We start from the raw sequence: 15,282 nt of genomic DNA, 5'->3' as shown, positions 1-15,282 counted from the left end.
CGCGGTGCTGAAGGCCCTCGCCGACGACAGCGCGCTCGCCACCGACTCAGGCGCGGTACTGCTGCAGGACGGCGACGCCACCCGCGATGCCGTCACCGGCCAGCCGGTCGCAGCGAGCGACGCGCAACCCGTCACGCTGAACAACCTGCTGCGCTCGAAAGTGGCGGGCGCGCTGTCGGGTCTGCAACTCGCGTCGCCCGACCAGGCGACACGCGCAGCCGCCATCGATGCGCTGCTAAAAAACCCCGATCCATCGATCAAACCGCTCGTCGACGCGGCGCGCGCGAAAGAAACCGATCCCGCGCTGAAGAAGCGTCTCGACACGCTGTGGGCGATGAGCGCATTGCACGACCCGGACCCTTCGAAGCGTCTCGAAGCAGTGCAACTGGTCGCCGCGCGTCACGATCTCGATATGAACGAGTTGCTGCGCCCGCTAGTCGCGAAGAAAGCCGACGGCACATTTGCCGAAACCGACGAACGCGTGCGCGCGGCCGCGCAAAGCGGCATCGATGAGCTCGATGCGATCCAGCGCCGCAGCCAGATCGCGGGCACGCTGTTCGCGGGGCTGTCGCTCGGCAGCGTGCTGCTGCTCGCCGCGCTCGGCCTCGCAATCACGTATGGCCTGATCGGCGTGATCAACATGGCGCACGGCGAATTCCTGATGATCGGCGCGTACGCGACCTACGTCGTGCAAAACCTCGTTCAGCGCTTTGCACCCAACGCGTTCGACTGGTATCCGCTCGTCGCGATACCGGCCTCCTTCGTCGCGGCCGCGCTGGCCGGCATCGTGCTCGAGCGGCTCGTGCTGAAGCACCTGTATGGCCGCCCGCTCGAAACGCTGCTGACCACCTTCGGCGTGAGCCTGATCCTGATTCAGGCGACCCGCATGCTGTTCGGCGCGCAGAACGTCCAGGTCGTCAATCCGTCGTGGATGAGCGGCGGCGTGACCGTGCTGCCGAACCTGATCCTGCCGTACAACCGGCTCGCGATTCTCGCGTTCTCGCTGATCGTCGTCGCGATCGCGTGGGCCGTGCTCACGCGCACGCGCCTGGGTCTGTTCGTGCGCGCGGTCACGCAGAACCGCCGCATGGCCGCGTGCGTCGGCGTGAAAACCGCGCGTGTCGATTCGTATGCGTTCGCATTCGGCGCGGGCATCGCGGGGCTCGGCGGCTGCGCGCTGTCGCAGATCGGCAATGTCGGGCCCGATCTAGGCCAGAGCTACATCATCGATTCGTTCATGGCGGTCGTGCTCGGCGGTGTCGGCCAGCTTGCGGGCACCGTGCTCGGCGGCTTCGGCCTCGGGCTCGTCAGCAAGGCGATCGAACCGTTCTGGGGCGCGGTGCTCGCGAAGATCGCGGTGCTCGTGCTGATCGTGCTGTTCATCCAGAAGCGTCCGCAGGGCATGTTCGCCTTGAAGGGCCGCAGCGCGGAGGCATGAGATGACATCGGCTACTTCGTCGTCGAACCCTTCTTCAGCCGCGTCGTCGCGCGCGGGGGCAGGCGCCGCGCGCGAATTCAACACCGGCTTTGCGCTCGGTCTGCCACCGCGGCCCGCGTTGCTGTCGCGTCGCGCGTGGCTCGCGCTGATCGCGTTGATCATCGCGTTCGGCCTCGGGGTGCCGTTCGCCGCGCTGGTGATTCCGCAGACGAGCGCCTTGCATCTGTCCGCGTATGCGATGACGCTGACCGGCAAGTTCATGTGCTATGCGATCGCCGCGCTCGCGCTCGATCTGGTGTGGGGCTACTGCGGCATCCTGAGTCTGGGCCACGCATTGTTCTTCGCGCTCGGCGGCTATGCGATCGGTATGTACCTGATGCGCGCGATCGGTCACGACGGCAAGTACGGCAGCGATCTGCCCGACTTCATGGTGTTTCTCGACTGGCACCAGTTGCCGTGGTACTGGCAAGGCACGCAGCATCTCGGCTATGCGCTGCTGCTCGTCGTGCTGGTGCCGGCCGTGGTCGCGTGGGTATTCGGCTTCTTCACGTTCCGCTCGCGCGTGAAGGGCGTGTATCTGTCGATCAACACGCAGGCGATGACCTTCGCCGCGATGCTGCTGTTCTATCGCAACGAAACGGGATTTGGCGGCAATAACGGCTTTACCGACTTCAAGCGCATCGGCGGTTTTCCGATCACGCATCAGGGCACACGCGCCGCGTTGCTGCTGATCACCTTCGCGGTGCTGATCGCCGCGTTCCTCGGCGCGCGCGCGATCGTAACGTCGAAGCTCGGCCGCGTGGTGACCGCGGTGCGCGACGGCGAAACGCGGCTGATGTTTCTCGGCTACAGCCCGCTCGCGTACAAGCTGTTCGTGTGGACCGTGTCGGCGGTGCTGTGCGGCATCGCGGGCGCGTTGTACGTGCCGCAGGTCGGCATCATCAATCCGGGCGAGATGTCGCCGGGCAACTCGATCGAAATGGCGATCTGGGTCGCGGTCGGCGGACGCGGCACGCTGATCGGGCCGATCATCGGCGCGTTCGCGGTCAACGGCGCAAAGAGCTTCTTCACGGCGAACTTCCCCGAATACTGGCTGTTCTTTCTCGGCCTGATCTTCGTGCTGGTGCCGCTGCTGCTGCCGAACGGCATCATGGGTCTCGCCGATCTGCTGACGCGCAAAAGAAACCGCTGAGGAACCGCTGATGAACGAAAACCCGATGGTTCCCGATCTGGATTTGCCCGAAGCACCGGCGGAACGCTCGCTGAGCGGCGTCGCGAGCATGGGGCACACGGTCGTGCCCGGCGAGATCGACGTATCGCATGGCACGATCCTGTACCTCGAAGACGTGACGGTCAGCTTCGACGGCTTTCGCGCACTCAACGCGTTGTCGCTCGCGATCGACGCGGGCGAACTGCGCTGCATCATCGGCCCGAATGGCGCGGGCAAGACGACGATGATGGACGTGATCACGGGCAAGACCGCGCCCGATCAAGGCAAGGTGTTTCTCGGCCAGTCGATCGATCTGACGCGGATGAACGAACCGGCGATCGCGCGCGCCGGCATCGGCCGCAAGTTCCAGAAGCCGACCGTGTTCGAGCAGCATCCGGTGTGGGAAAACCTCGAACTCGCGATGAAAACCGACAAAGGCTGGTGGGCGTCGCTGCGCGCACGGCTCGATCGAGACGCGCAGGCGCGCATCGAGCAAACGCTCGCGCTGATCGGACTGGAAAGCGAAGCGCGCAGGCTCGCCGGAGAGCTATCGCACGGCCAGAAGCAGCGCCTCGAAATCGGCATGCTGCTCATGCAACGCCCTGCGCTGCTGCTGCTCGACGAACCCGCGGCCGGCATGACCGACGACGAAACGATGCAACTCGCCGAATTGCTCAACCACCTGCGCGGCACCTGCTCGATGATGGTCGTCGAGCACGACATGGAGTTCGTCGCGGCGCTCGCGGGCGATACGGGCAAGGTGACGGTCATGGCCGAAGGACGCGTGCTCGCGCACGGCACGCTCGACGAAGTGAAGCGCGATGAGACCGTGATCGAGTCTTATCTCGGCCGCTGATCGAAGCTCAAGGCGGTACCGCATCGTCAACCCGACAGGATGACTGAAACATGCTCGAAGTAGACCGACTGAACCAGTACTACGGCGGCAGCCATATTCTGCGCGACGTGAAACTCACGGTGCCCGACGGCAAGCTCACGGTGCTGCTCGGGCGCAATGGCGTCGGCAAGACCACGCTGCTGCGTTGCCTGATGGGCGTCGTGCCCGCGAAAAGCGGCGCGATCGCGTGGCGCGGCGAACCGCTGATGAAACTGCCCACACATGCTCGCGTCGCCCAGGGGCTCGCCTACGTGCCGCAGGGCCGCGATATTTTTCCGCGCCTGACGGTCGAGGAAAACCTGCTGGTGGGCGCCGCCAGCAGAAAAGCGCCGAAGAAAATCCCCGAGCGCATCTACGAGCTGTTCCCGGTGCTTAAGGACATGCGCAACCGGCGCGGCGGCGATCTGTCCGGCGGTCAGCAGCAACAGCTCGCGATCGGCCGCGCGCTGATGAGCGAGCCGCAACTGCTGATCCTCGACGAGCCGACCGAGGGCATCCAGCCGTCGATCATTCAGGACATCGGCCGCACGCTGCGGCAGCTCGTCGAGGACATGGGCATGACGGTGCTGCTCGTCGAGCAGTACTACGACTTCGCCAAAGCGATCGCCGATCGTTACTGGGTGATGAGTCGCGGCGAAATCATCGCGGGCGGCGAAGGGGCGAACATGGATGCCGATGGAGTGCGGGGGTTGATTGCCGTGTAAGCATTTTTTCAATCTGCGACAGCAGTTAGAAAGCTTGCGGCCCGCGCCGTCGGCCCCGTCTAACGCGACTGAAGCTCACCGCTCAAGTTATCCGCCGCGCAACCGTTACACAGGCTAGGCAGCGCCGCAACGGTTCGACAGGTGGACACCATGGACGACAACAAGCAGGTCAGACGCGAGTTTTACAGAAACCCAGCCTCCTATTGCAGGGTGATGAACGTGGTGTCGGCGGTCACCTTTGGTTTATTCGAGGTGGACAGCGGCGGTACGGTCGGCATGCTGTCGGTGCGCTGGGAGAAGCTCGGCAACGAACTCGCGCCCCAGCTGCACGCGTACTACGACAGCTGGCACGTGCTCGCGTCGTTCCAGGACGTCCTCGCGAGAATGGCTGAGACGACCGGTCCGTCGTGTTCGCCGGAAGCTTTCTGTCAGCTCCTGCTCGACTGCGGATTCATCAATCGCGCGGAACGCGGCGTGGACGATCACGCCGCGCCGAGCCGCGTGCGCTAGACGCTGCCGCTGTAAAACCCGGGTTAGCAACACAACATCGTTAGAGAAGAGAAGGGAGAAAAGCATGTCCGTGACGGTTAACGTCGAGTATCAGTACTGCCGACATGGCAAAAAAGCAATCGAGACAGGCAGCGACTCGTTGACCGTCCAGGAAAACACCCCGCGCGCTATCGTCGCGTTGCTCCGGCTGCTGCATCCGCAGTGGGAGGGCATCAAGGTGCTGTCGGTGACCGAGGCCTCGCCTGAAGACACTGCGTCGTAGTCGCTAGCGCGCGGCTCTCGCGCCGCGACCCGCGTGCTATCCTCGCCGCACGCCGGTTCCCCCTTTCATCCGCATGTCGCTCCACGAAAACCACGCCACGCTCGCCACCGCTCACTCACCGTGGCGCGCGCGACTCGAACTCGGCTTCGTCGGCGGCGACGCTCGCACGACGCTTGCGCACCGGCTGCACGATGGGCCGCTGCGCGTGCAACGGCCGCTCTATCCGGAAGGTCCGGCGATCTGTCACGCGGTGATCGTGCATCCGCCCGGCGGCGTCGCGGGTGGCGATCAGCTCGACATCGACATCACCCTCGGCGCGCACACGCATGCGGTGCTGACGACGCCGGGCGCAACCAAGTGGTACAAGTCGAACGGCCGCGCGGCGCGGCAGCGCATTGCGCTGCAGGTCGGCGAACAGGCGAAGCTCGACTGGCTGCCGCAGAACAACATCGTGTTCGATCACGCGAATGCGCAACTCGATTTTTCGCTGACGCTCGGCGCCGGCGCGAGCGCGATCGGCTGGGATGCAACGCAGCTCGGACGCCAGGCGGCCGGCGAACGCTGGTCGGCGGGTAGCTTGCGCGCGGTGTCGCGTATCGTCGGCGCGAATGGCGAGCCGCTGTGGTTCGAACGCGCGACGCTTAGCGCCGACGATCCGCTGCGCGACGCGCCGCAGGGCCTCGCGGGCTTTCCGGCCTACGGCACGCTGTGGGCCGTAGGCGCTGCTTGCGACGACGCGCTCGCCGAGTCGCTCACCGCGCAACTGCCGTTCGACGACACGTTGCGAGCGGCAGCCTCGTGCGTGACCAACGGCGTACTGCTCGTGCGCGCGGTGTCACGCTCGATGGAAACGCTGCAGCACGCGCTCACGCGCTGCTGGCTGCAGTTGCGGCCGGTCGTGCATGGTGTCGCGGCGGTGCCGTTGCGGATCTGGTCGACCTGAGAGCGCGGCTTCCCGCTTTCGTCTTCATTGCCCTCCTCGCGCACCAAGGCGGCGCACGCGCACGCCCCAAGCATGTGCGCGAACCGGCGCAGCGTGCCGCCCAATCGGGGCGATGCACGATGGCACACAGCTTGCATTGGATTCGCCACTTCGCGGCCGGACACGAAGAAGCCAACCACGACCCGACTCCAACGACACCACCACGCTCACGCCAATGACCCGCACTCTGTCCCGCTCCGCGCGCCGCGCCTTGCTGGCCGCGCTACTCGCCCTGCCCATCTTCGCCGACCTCGCGTTTCATGCGGGCGCCGCGCACGCCGACACGCTCGACAACATCGCCAAGGCCGGCGTGCTGAAGGTCGCCGTGCCCGAGGACTACCCGCCGTTCGGCTCGGTCGGTCCCGACATGAAGCCGCAGGGCTACGACATCGACACCGCCGCGCTGCTCGCCAAAGCGATGAACGTGAAGCTCGAACTGGTGCCGGTCAACAGCGCGAATCGCATTCCGTATCTGCAAACGGGCAAGGTCGATCTGGTGATCTCGTCGCTCGGCAAAACGCCTGAGCGCGAGAAGGTGATCGACTTCTCGAGCGCGTACGCGCCGTATTACCAGGGCGTGTTCGGTCCCGCCGATATCAAGGTGAGCGCTCCCGCCGATCTGACAGGCAAGACGGTCGGCGCAACGCGCGGCGCGCTCGAGGAAATCGGTCTCACACAAATGGCGCCGAACGCGACGATCAAACGCTTCGAGGACAACAACGCGACGATCGCCGCGTTCCTGTCCGGCCAGGTGCAGCTGATCGCGGCCGGCAACATCGTCGCGGCCGCGATCCTCGCGAAGAACCCGTCGCGCCGTCCGGAACCGAAGTTCGTGATCAAGAACTCGCCCTGCTTCGTCGGCATGAACAAGAACGAGCCGCGCCTGCAACAGAAGGTCGATGCCGCAATCGCGCAGGCCAAACACGACGGTACGCTCGGTGCAATGTCGAAGAAGTGGTTCGGCGCTCCACTGCCCGCCGACCTGTAATCGTGCAAGCGCGTTTGTAAGCGCGCCGTTAGCCGGGCTTGATACCTTGACCGGCTGATGGCGCGACGAGCACGCCGCCACGACACCTCAACGCCGAGACCCACACCCCGATGAAGCTGACACCTCGCGAGAAGGACAAGCTGCTGATCTTCACCGCCGCGCTGCTCGCCGAACGGCGCCGCGCGCGCGGCCTAAAGCTGAACTATCCGGAGGCGGTCGCCTTCATCACCGCCGCGCTGATGGAAGCCGCGCGCGACGGCAAGAGCGTCGCCGAGGTGATGCACTACGGCACCACGCTGCTCACGCGCGCCGACGTGATGGAGGGGGTGCCCGAAATGATCCCCGACATCCAGGTCGAAGCGACGTTTCCCGACGGCACCAAGCTCGTCACCGTCCATCATCCGATTCCCTGAACTCCTCTTCGTCAAGGCAGGCCCCATGATTCCCGGCGAACTCCTCATCGACGACGGCGAGCACGAACTGAACGCGGGCCGCGCGACGGTCACGGTGGTCGTGTCGAATACCGGCGACCGTCCCGTGCAGATCGGCTCGCATTACCACTTCTACGAAGTGAATGACGCGCTGTCGTTCGATCGCGAAGCGGCGCGCGGCTTTCGCCTGAATATCGCGGCGGGCACCGCGGTGCGCTTCGAGCCCGGCCAGGAGCGCACGGTCGAACTCGTCGCGCTGGCGGGCGAGCGCGTCGTGTACGGCTTCAACGGCAAGGTGATGGGCAAGCTGTGATGCGCTGCCCGCGCCCTCGCGTTTCGACCGCCCTGCTCCGCCTTGCGTTGCTTGTAGCCCGCTTGTAGCTCACTCCGGACCCACACCATGACACTACGCATTGGCCGCCGCGCGTACGCGGAGATGTTCGGCCCCTCCACCGGCGACCGCGTGCGCCTCGCCGACACCGAACTGCTGATCGAGATCGAGCGCGACTTCACGACCTACGGCGAAGAGGTCAAGTTCGGCGGCGGCAAGGTGATCCGCGACGGCATGGGCCAGTCGCAGCGCGTGCATGCCGAAGTCGTCGATACCGTCGTGACGAACGCGGTGATCCTCGATCACTGGGGCATCGTGAAGGCCGACATCGGCATCAAGGACGGCCGCATCGCGGCGATCGGCAAGGCCGGCAATCCGGACATCCAGCCGAACGTGACGATCGCGATTGGCGCGGCCACCGAAGTGATCGCCGGCGAAGGGCTGATCGTGACCGCGGGCGGCATCGATACGCACATCCACTTCATCAGCCCGCAGCAGATCGAGGAAGCGCTCGCGAGCGGCGTGACGACGATGCTCGGCGGCGGCACCGGCCCCGCGACCGGCACCAATGCGACGACCTGCACGCCAGGGCCGTGGCATCTCGAGCGCATGCTGCAAGCGGCCGACGGCTATCCGATGAACCTCGGCTTTCTCGGCAAGGGCAACGTGAGCCAGCCGGCACCGCTGACCGAGCAGATCGCCGCGGGCGCGATCGGCCTGAAGCTGCATGAGGACTGGGGCACGACGCCCGCGGCGATCGACAACTGTCTTTCCGTCGCCGACGATACCGACACGCAGGTCGCGATCCACACCGATACGCTGAACGAAGCGGGCTTCGTCGAAACGACGGTGGCCGCGTTCAAGGGCCGCACGATCCACACGTATCACACCGAAGGCGCGGGCGGTGGACATGCACCGGACATCATCAAGGTGTGCGGCGAAACGAACGTGCTGCCGTCGTCGACGAATCCGACGCGGCCCTATACGGTCAACACGCTCGACGAGCATCTCGACATGCTGATGGTGTGCCATCACCTCGATCCGTCGATTGCCGAAGACATCGCATTCGCCGAATCGCGGATTCGCCGCGAGACGATCGCGGCCGAGGACATCCTGCACGATCTCGGCGCGCTGTCGATGCTGTCTTCCGATTCGCAGGCGATGGGCCGGGTCGGCGAAGTGATCATCCGCACGTGGCAGACCGCGCACAAGATGAAGGTGCAACGCGGCGCGCTGCCCGAGGACAACGCGCGTCACGACAATTTCCGCGCGAAACGCTATGTCGCGAAGTACACGATCAATCCGGCGATCACGCACGGCATCGCGCACGAGGTCGGCTCGATCGAGCCGGGCAAGTGGGCCGATCTGGTGTTCTGGGAGCCGGCGTTTTTCGGCATCAAACCGTCGCTGATCCTGAAGGGCGGCATGATCGCGATGGCGCAGATGGGCGACCCGAATGCATCGATTCCGACGCCGCAGCCCGTGCATTATCGCGAGATGTTCGCGACGCGCGGTGGCGCGCTGGGTCGCACGTCGCTGACTTTCGTGTCGCAACTCGCCGCCGATGCGAACGTCGCCGAACGCTATGGTTTGGAAAAGCGCATCGTCGCGGTCAAAAACTGCCGCAACGTGACGAAGGCCGACATGATTCACAACGCGTGGCGCCCGAACATCAGCGTCGATCCGGAAACCTACCAGGTGATCGCCGACGGCCAGCTGCTGAGCTGTGATCCGGCCACCGTGCTGCCGATGGCGCAACGCTATTTCCTGTTCTGATCATGCGCACACTGAACAAACTTCTCGCGCCGCATCTGAAGATTGCGCCCGTACTCGTCAAGCGAGCGCCGACGTTGACGCTCGCATTCGATGAACGTCGCAAGAGCCGTCTTGCCGCGACGCTCGATAACGGCGAGGAAATTGCCTTGCTGTTGCCGCGCGGCACCGTGCTGCGCGATGGCGACGTGCTCGTCGCCGATGATGGCGGGCTCGTGCGTGTCGTTGCGGCTGACGAAGCGGTGCTTGTGGTACGCGCTTCGGACGCGTTGACGTTGACGCGTGCCGCGTATCACCTCGGCAATCGTCATACGCCGGTCGAAGTGGGCGCCGATTATCTGAAGCTCGAATACGATCCGGTGCTCGCCGACATGCTCGAACGCATCGGCGCGACGCTCGAGCGGGTGTCGCTGCCGTTTCAGCCTGAGGCCGGCGCATATGGCGGTGGGCACAAGCACGGGCACGATGAGACTTTCGCCGAGGACTATGCGATCGCGCAGCAGGTGTTTGGTGAGCATCATGGGCATGAGCATGCGCATGAAGGCTCTTCGCACTCGCACTCGCAGGACCACGATCATGACCACGTGCACGACGAATCGTGCGGACATGGGCATCACTCGCATCACCACCATGCGCATCGCTGAACTGACCGCGCTGCTGCATCTCGCGTCGCCGGCGCTGCCGATCGGCGCGTTCAGTTATTCGCAGGGTCTCGAAGCGGCGATCGAAGCACAACTCATCACCGACGCCGACTCCGCGCGCACGTGGATCGAACGCGGGCTGACCGACGTGCTCGCGCGCGGCGAGTTGCCGTTCCTCGCGCAGCAGATCGAACGCTGGCGCACGCACGACGCGGTCGAACTCGCCGACGCCAACGCCGAATTTCTAGCGAGCCGCGAGTCCGCCGAACTGCGCCGCGAAACCGAGCAGATGGGCTGGTCGCTGCGGCAGTTGTGCGTGTCGCTCGAATGGGGCGATGCAGCGAGGCGCGAAACGCTCGCGTCGCTGACGCCGCTCGCGCAGCCGAGCGCGTTCGCATTCGCCGCCTACGCGCATGATGCGTCCACCGATGCCGCGCTCGCCGCCTATGCGTTCAGCTGGGTCGAGAACCAGGCCGCCGCCGCGTTGAAGGCGGTGCCGCTCGGCCAGCTCGCGGGGCAGCGCATCATCGTCGCGCTGCGCGAACCGCTCGATGCGGCCGTCTCGCGCGCGCTCGCCATTTCGCGTGACGATCTCAACACATTCGCGCCGCAGCTCGGCATTCTGTCGGCGCGCCACGAGTCGCAGTATTCGCGGCTCTTCCGCTCGTAACACGATTCCCACGATCCATCATGAACGCACCTCATCATCCGGCTCCCCATATCTCGACCCAGACCCGCACCAAGAAGCTGCCGCCGCTGCGCGTGGGCGTCGGCGGCCCGGTCGGCTCGGGCAAGACCACGCTGCTCGAAATGCTTTGCAAGGCGATGCGCGACCAGTACGACCTCGTCGCGATCACGAACGACATCTATACGAAAGAGGATCAGCGTCTGCTGACGGTCGCGGGCGCGCTGCCGGCCGAACGCATCATGGGCGTCGAGACGGGCGGCTGCCCGCACACGGCGATCCGCGAGGATGCGTCGATCAACCTCGAAGCGGTCGACCGCATGCTCACGCGTTTTCCGGACGCGGACATCGTGTTCATCGAATCGGGTGGCGACAACCTCGCGGCAACCTTCAGTCCGGAGCTGTCGGACCTGACGATCTACGTGATCGATGTCGCGGGCGGCGAGAAGATCCCGCGCAAGGGCGGACCCGGCATCACGAAGTCGGATCTGCTCGTGATCAACAAGACCGATCTCGCGCCGCTGGTGGGCGCGAACCTCGACGTGATGGCGTCGGATGCGAAGAAGATGCGCGGCGAGCGGCCCTTCGTGATGTGCAATCTGAAGGCGCTCGAGGGGCTCGACGAAGTGGTGAAGTTTATTGAAAAGAAGGGGTTGTTGAAGGTGTGAGGGGAGGATTTTTATTCTCGTCAAAAGAATATCGCTTACGTATAGCCTCCTCGGCCATTCCGGAATCGAGGCAATGCCAATAAAGCCTCCGCGTGACTTCCTCGCAATCGCCACCCTGAGTCACCAGTCGAAAGCCATGAGTGAGGATCGCCTTTTGACGGTTTTGGCGCTAGCCATGTGGGACCAAGTGTCGCCCCCAATCTACAGGCCTCACTAGTCGCGACAAACCATGTAGATATGAGACCAACCTATGACAGCGCAATTTTTTCTCTACATTTTGCAATTCAGCGATCCATAAGGTTTGAAGGAGATCTCTGATTCATGGTTGAGCGAATTACTTGCGGGACCGGCCCAAGGTCTTGACTTACCGCGAATGCAAGAGGCCGGGAAGCGTATGCAAAAACAGGTTGCACAGGCCGCCCAAGAAATAGCAGCATCGCTTTCATTGGCTACCCTCAGTCGCCACTTTAGAACATACCTTATTCAAGACAAGATCGAATACTGGCATACCTTGAGCTCCGAATTTTCCTCTCCGCCGTAAGCCTGACTGGGCCGTCATGGTGATACGCGTCTGTCATCCAAAAATATCCCTCCCAGTGCCGACCGACGGTCGCAGCGAGCTAGACAGCTGAGTTGAAAATCAAGAGCACCCTAGTGCGCTACTCGCATCGCACTTCAAATGATCAATAACCTTTGAGAGATGATCTACCACTTTAGATTGGCATTTAATCTGCACTTCATCGCCTCCACGACGAGCAACGGCAACTCCATAACGTGGAACCCGAGATTCAGTTGCATCATAACTCCTAAACACCGAATACTCATACCCCCCCTTCACGAAAGAAATTCGCGCATAATCAACATCTGCCCGGAAATAATGATTATAAGTAAAGCCATTCTCGCTCGCCTCGTTTGCGGAGTACGCCATCTCTATATTTCCAACCGCTCCAAACAGATATGTCATTATCTTTGTTCGTTTATCCACACACAAAGCGATCTTCTTTGATTCTCTAGTTGCACAGGAGAAAATCACTGATTCTTCCGGAGCGCATAGCGAACGGGCAGCAAAAGCATCCCCGCAAGTTGCATTTGCAAAAAAAATCCCAATACAAATCCAGTATCTTATCAATCTCATTTTCCACCTAACTCCCGATAATTTCTCGCGATCGTCGCATGATAGCCCTGCTGGGCGGGCCCGTTATATCGAACTGCAAACGCGTGCCAATCCTCATTGCAAATGGCCTTCGTTAAAATCGGATCCGCCTTTATAAATGAGACAAACGCCCTAAGTTGATTAGATTCCGACTGACTTACCGATGCAACATAGTCTTGCACTCTTTGAAAGCCCGCGGCCTTGAAGTTGCTCCCCAATATCTGAAATCGTCCCCAGGATGCGGAGAGCAATGCCGCGGTTTGGTCAAGTGCGTAAGCTTCCATCAATTTCTCATATTGAATTGCCTTGATTCCGTAGCCCCCTTGTGTGGGATTGGAAATGTGAGGATGGCTTTGATCGAATTTGCCATGGGTAGCACGATGAAATAGATGTCGCTCAAAGAGAATGGCTGGCACCAGATCATCCCCTGAAGCCAAATCTTGGCCTGGCTTGAAGTAGGCGCCTGACGAACCGGATTCCGTTTTTGCAACAGCCTTTATTGCGTGCGAGTGACAGCCCAGTTCTGTAGCCGCCTCTGCGTAGTCTCTTTCATTAAGCGACTGACCACTGTATTTCCACAAAAACTGCAGTTCGATTCGTTGACCCTGAATGGTAATGAATGGATGCGCCTCTCTCCGCGCAAAATTCCCCACCAGCCCGATCGGATTGATGTGATACACATCCGATCCGGGGAAGCCAGGAACGCCCGCCGCCACCTCGTCCCACCACACCAGCTTCGCGATGCGCTTCTTCTCCTCTTCATGCTCAGGCCTGTGTCCGGTGCGCTCTTCGATGGCACTGACCAGCGCCTGCCACTTCGCCGGATTGGCCCATTCACTTTCGTGTTTCGCGATGAGGCGCGATGCGCGAAACGCGGCCCACGGAAATCCGGAACGCTGAGGGCTTTGTCCCCCGCTGCAAAGCTCGTCCGCCGCGTAAAGACCGTCACCGCCCGGATACCGGACGCGATAGATTGCGGCCATCAGTGGGCTTAGCTTGCCAAGTGAACCGGCACCGGATGCCTCAGTGCGAAGCGCATAGTCCACATAGTCGCCCGTGGTTGCAAAAATGGTGTGCGTCGGATCGTGGTCCTCGTCGTAACACTCGAAGTCGATCCAGCTTTGCGAAAACTCCCGCGTCACGCGACCGCCCTCGAAGCTCTGCTCACGTACCCATCCGCGAATAGGGTTGCCTCGCACATCCGCGCTGTCCACCTTCCACCAGCGCCGTTTCGTCCCGTCGCTGCCTGGGTCTTGTTCCATGAACACGTGACCGTCATCCTGCGGCAGCGCGGCAAATCGATAAGCCTGGACCACATCGGTCTGTTTCGGGTCCTTGCCGGATCGCCCATTGGCATGGTCATGGTAGAGGGTCGTTCCACGCGCCACGCGCAGAATGGTGGGCTCCGGTGACAGGCCCAGCTCGCTCCACCGGTCCTCGTGCGCACAGTTGGCCCGAACCCAGTCGCGTCCGGACTTGATGAACTGCCTGATGCCCTCGCCGCAGAACACCTCGATGTGCGCCATCCGCGTTCCGCTCGTACATGCGTTCAGCGAGTCATAGCGGCCAGGGTGGCCGATCAGGTCACCGGCCTTGACGGGAAATCCACCGGCGGTCCCCTGCGGATCGCCCGCGCTGCACCTCCGGTTCGTCGTGACAATCACCCGGTCGAACATCGAATCCGGAATCCGCTCTTTCGCGACCGGCCCGCCATTCTGCGCGCCCAGGCAAATCCATCCGTCCACCGCCGCGGAAGCTGCGACGTAGCCGCCCGCCTCGGGCGCATACAGCGTTGCTCCGTTCAGGTCCGTTAGCTGGCCCCACGTTGCACCATGCACCGTGTCAGTCTTGCCGATGCTGACACTTGCCCCCTGCGGCACGATGCCAACGATGGGGCCGTTCGGCGTCCTGCGCACAGGCAGACCCACCTGCGACGGATCCGCAACCTGCCCACTGCGACCCGGCCGTGGCCTGTCCTGCGCAAACTGCGTCACCTGCCACTGCCGCGACCAGTACGCCGGTTTCTGCCGCTTCGGGAAGTTGTCATAGTCAGCGTTGGACATCAGGTGCATGTACAGGCTGTAGAACGTCAGCTTCGTGCCGCGCGGAAACTCCATCTCGTGCCGCACCAGGGCAAAGCCCGTGCTGTACGGAGCCCGAAGCGGCACGTTACTGCCGTCCACGCTTGCCTCGCTGACCGGATAGTCCTGGTTGGCGCGATACGCGATCAGCACACCGTCCGCGATGCAGCGTAGTCCCGCGTCGAGGTCGAGCGCCTGCCCCGCGCCCGCCTCCGTGAAGTGGATGCCACCGTGCCACATGCCCTTGCGGCTGACGAGATACGCGCCGGACGGCTCGTTCGTGGCAAGAAGGCGATAAATGTCGTGCTCGTCGGTGAAACGGGTGGATGCACTGGCATTGCCTTGCGCCTTGCGCAGAAAGGGAAAGGCAAAGGCCAGTTGTTTGAGGACGGGAGGTTGCGGCGTCTGCGGGCGGTGAGGTGCCGGTTTGCTCGTCATGGATTCGGTGCTCTCCTGGATGAGAAGGACCGCACGAATATGACGGACAAACAAGCATCGTCAATTAGCCAAGTTCTGATTTCATACAAACA

General features: G+C 62.9%; 16 protein-coding genes. 14 read left to right on the top strand and 2 right to left on the bottom strand.

All coding sequences use genetic code 11. The annotated features are described in order from the left end of the window. The 14 genes from urtB to ureG all read left to right on the top strand — a co-directional run. A partial coding sequence (gene urtB, locus AB3X89_RS26400; RefSeq protein WP_368585917.1) for an urea ABC transporter permease subunit UrtB occupies window positions 1-1,438 on the top strand: 1,438 nt, incomplete at its 5' end. Window position 1,439: 1 nt separating this feature from the next. Next, on the top strand, window positions 1,440-2,630 hold the full coding sequence (gene urtC / locus AB3X89_RS26395; RefSeq protein WP_368585916.1) for an urea ABC transporter permease subunit UrtC: 1,191 nt from the start codon (window positions 1,440-1,442) through the stop codon (window positions 2,628-2,630). 10 nt (window positions 2,631-2,640) lie between these two features. Further along, window positions 2,641-3,504, top strand: a complete 864-nt coding sequence (urtD, locus tag AB3X89_RS26390; protein ID WP_368585915.1) for an urea ABC transporter ATP-binding protein UrtD — start codon at window positions 2,641-2,643, stop codon at window positions 3,502-3,504. A 50-nt stretch (window positions 3,505-3,554) separates the two neighbouring features. Further along, the gene (gene urtE / locus AB3X89_RS26385; RefSeq protein WP_368585914.1) at window positions 3,555-4,247 is read left to right on the top strand and encodes an urea ABC transporter ATP-binding subunit UrtE; all 693 of its coding nucleotides are present in this window, start codon (window positions 3,555-3,557) and stop codon (window positions 4,245-4,247) included. A 150-nt stretch (window positions 4,248-4,397) separates the two neighbouring features. Beyond that, entirely contained in the window at window positions 4,398-4,757 is a 360-nt protein-coding gene (locus AB3X89_RS26380) for a hypothetical protein (protein ID WP_368585913.1), read from the top strand. Between the two features lie 64 nt (window positions 4,758-4,821). Beyond that, a complete protein-coding gene (locus AB3X89_RS26375; protein WP_368585912.1) occupies window positions 4,822-5,019 on the top strand; it encodes a hypothetical protein in 198 nt (65 codons plus the stop codon). 73 nt (window positions 5,020-5,092) lie between these two features. After that, a complete protein-coding gene (locus AB3X89_RS26370) occupies window positions 5,093-5,962 on the top strand; it encodes an urease accessory protein UreD (protein ID WP_368585911.1) in 870 nt (289 codons plus the stop codon). A gap of 214 nt (window positions 5,963-6,176) precedes the next feature. Then, window positions 6,177-6,989, top strand: coding sequence for a transporter substrate-binding domain-containing protein (locus AB3X89_RS26365; protein WP_368585910.1), 813 nt, complete (start codon window positions 6,177-6,179; stop codon window positions 6,987-6,989). A gap of 110 nt (window positions 6,990-7,099) precedes the next feature. After that, the gene (ureA, locus tag AB3X89_RS26360) at window positions 7,100-7,402 is read left to right on the top strand and encodes an urease subunit gamma (RefSeq protein WP_008923043.1); all 303 of its coding nucleotides are present in this window, start codon (window positions 7,100-7,102) and stop codon (window positions 7,400-7,402) included. Window positions 7,403-7,427: 25 nt separating this feature from the next. Further along, window positions 7,428-7,733: an urease subunit beta gene (locus AB3X89_RS26355; RefSeq protein WP_013088655.1), complete on the top strand. Its 306-nt coding sequence runs from the start codon at window positions 7,428-7,430 to the stop codon at window positions 7,731-7,733. 87 nt (window positions 7,734-7,820) lie between these two features. Then, the gene (ureC, locus tag AB3X89_RS26350) at window positions 7,821-9,527 is read left to right on the top strand and encodes an urease subunit alpha (RefSeq protein WP_368585909.1); all 1,707 of its coding nucleotides are present in this window, start codon (window positions 7,821-7,823) and stop codon (window positions 9,525-9,527) included. 2 nt (window positions 9,528-9,529) lie between these two features. Continuing rightward, complete coding sequence (gene ureE / locus AB3X89_RS26345; RefSeq protein WP_368585908.1) at window positions 9,530-10,168, top strand: urease accessory protein UreE; 639 nt, start codon at window positions 9,530-9,532, stop codon at window positions 10,166-10,168. After that, complete coding sequence (locus AB3X89_RS26340) at window positions 10,155-10,835, top strand: urease accessory protein UreF (RefSeq protein WP_368585918.1); 681 nt, start codon at window positions 10,155-10,157, stop codon at window positions 10,833-10,835. The genes ureE and AB3X89_RS26340 overlap by 14 nt, the downstream gene beginning before the upstream one ends. Window positions 10,836-10,855: 20 nt before the next feature. Continuing rightward, window positions 10,856-11,518 (top strand): urease accessory protein UreG, encoded by a 663-nt coding sequence (gene ureG / locus AB3X89_RS26335; protein WP_368585907.1) that lies wholly within the window; start codon window positions 10,856-10,858, stop codon window positions 11,516-11,518. Between the two features lie 640 nt (window positions 11,519-12,158). On the opposite strand, the gene AB3X89_RS26330 is transcribed toward ureG, so the two are convergent. Further along, window positions 12,159-12,653, bottom strand: a complete 495-nt coding sequence (locus tag AB3X89_RS26330) for a hypothetical protein (RefSeq protein WP_368585906.1) — start codon at window positions 12,651-12,653, stop codon at window positions 12,159-12,161. Next, on the bottom strand, window positions 12,650-15,190 hold the full coding sequence (locus AB3X89_RS26325) for an N-acetylmuramidase family protein (RefSeq protein WP_368585905.1): 2,541 nt from the start codon (window positions 15,188-15,190) through the stop codon (window positions 12,650-12,652). The genes AB3X89_RS26330 and AB3X89_RS26325 overlap by 4 nt, the downstream gene beginning before the upstream one ends. Between the last annotated feature and the right edge of the window lie 92 nt (window positions 15,191-15,282).

Source organism: Paraburkholderia sp. BR14320, assembly GCF_040948665.1.
Lineage (GTDB): Bacteria > Pseudomonadota > Gammaproteobacteria > Burkholderiales > Burkholderiaceae > Paraburkholderia > Paraburkholderia youngii.
This window is presented reverse-complemented; position numbering and strand designations above follow the sequence as displayed.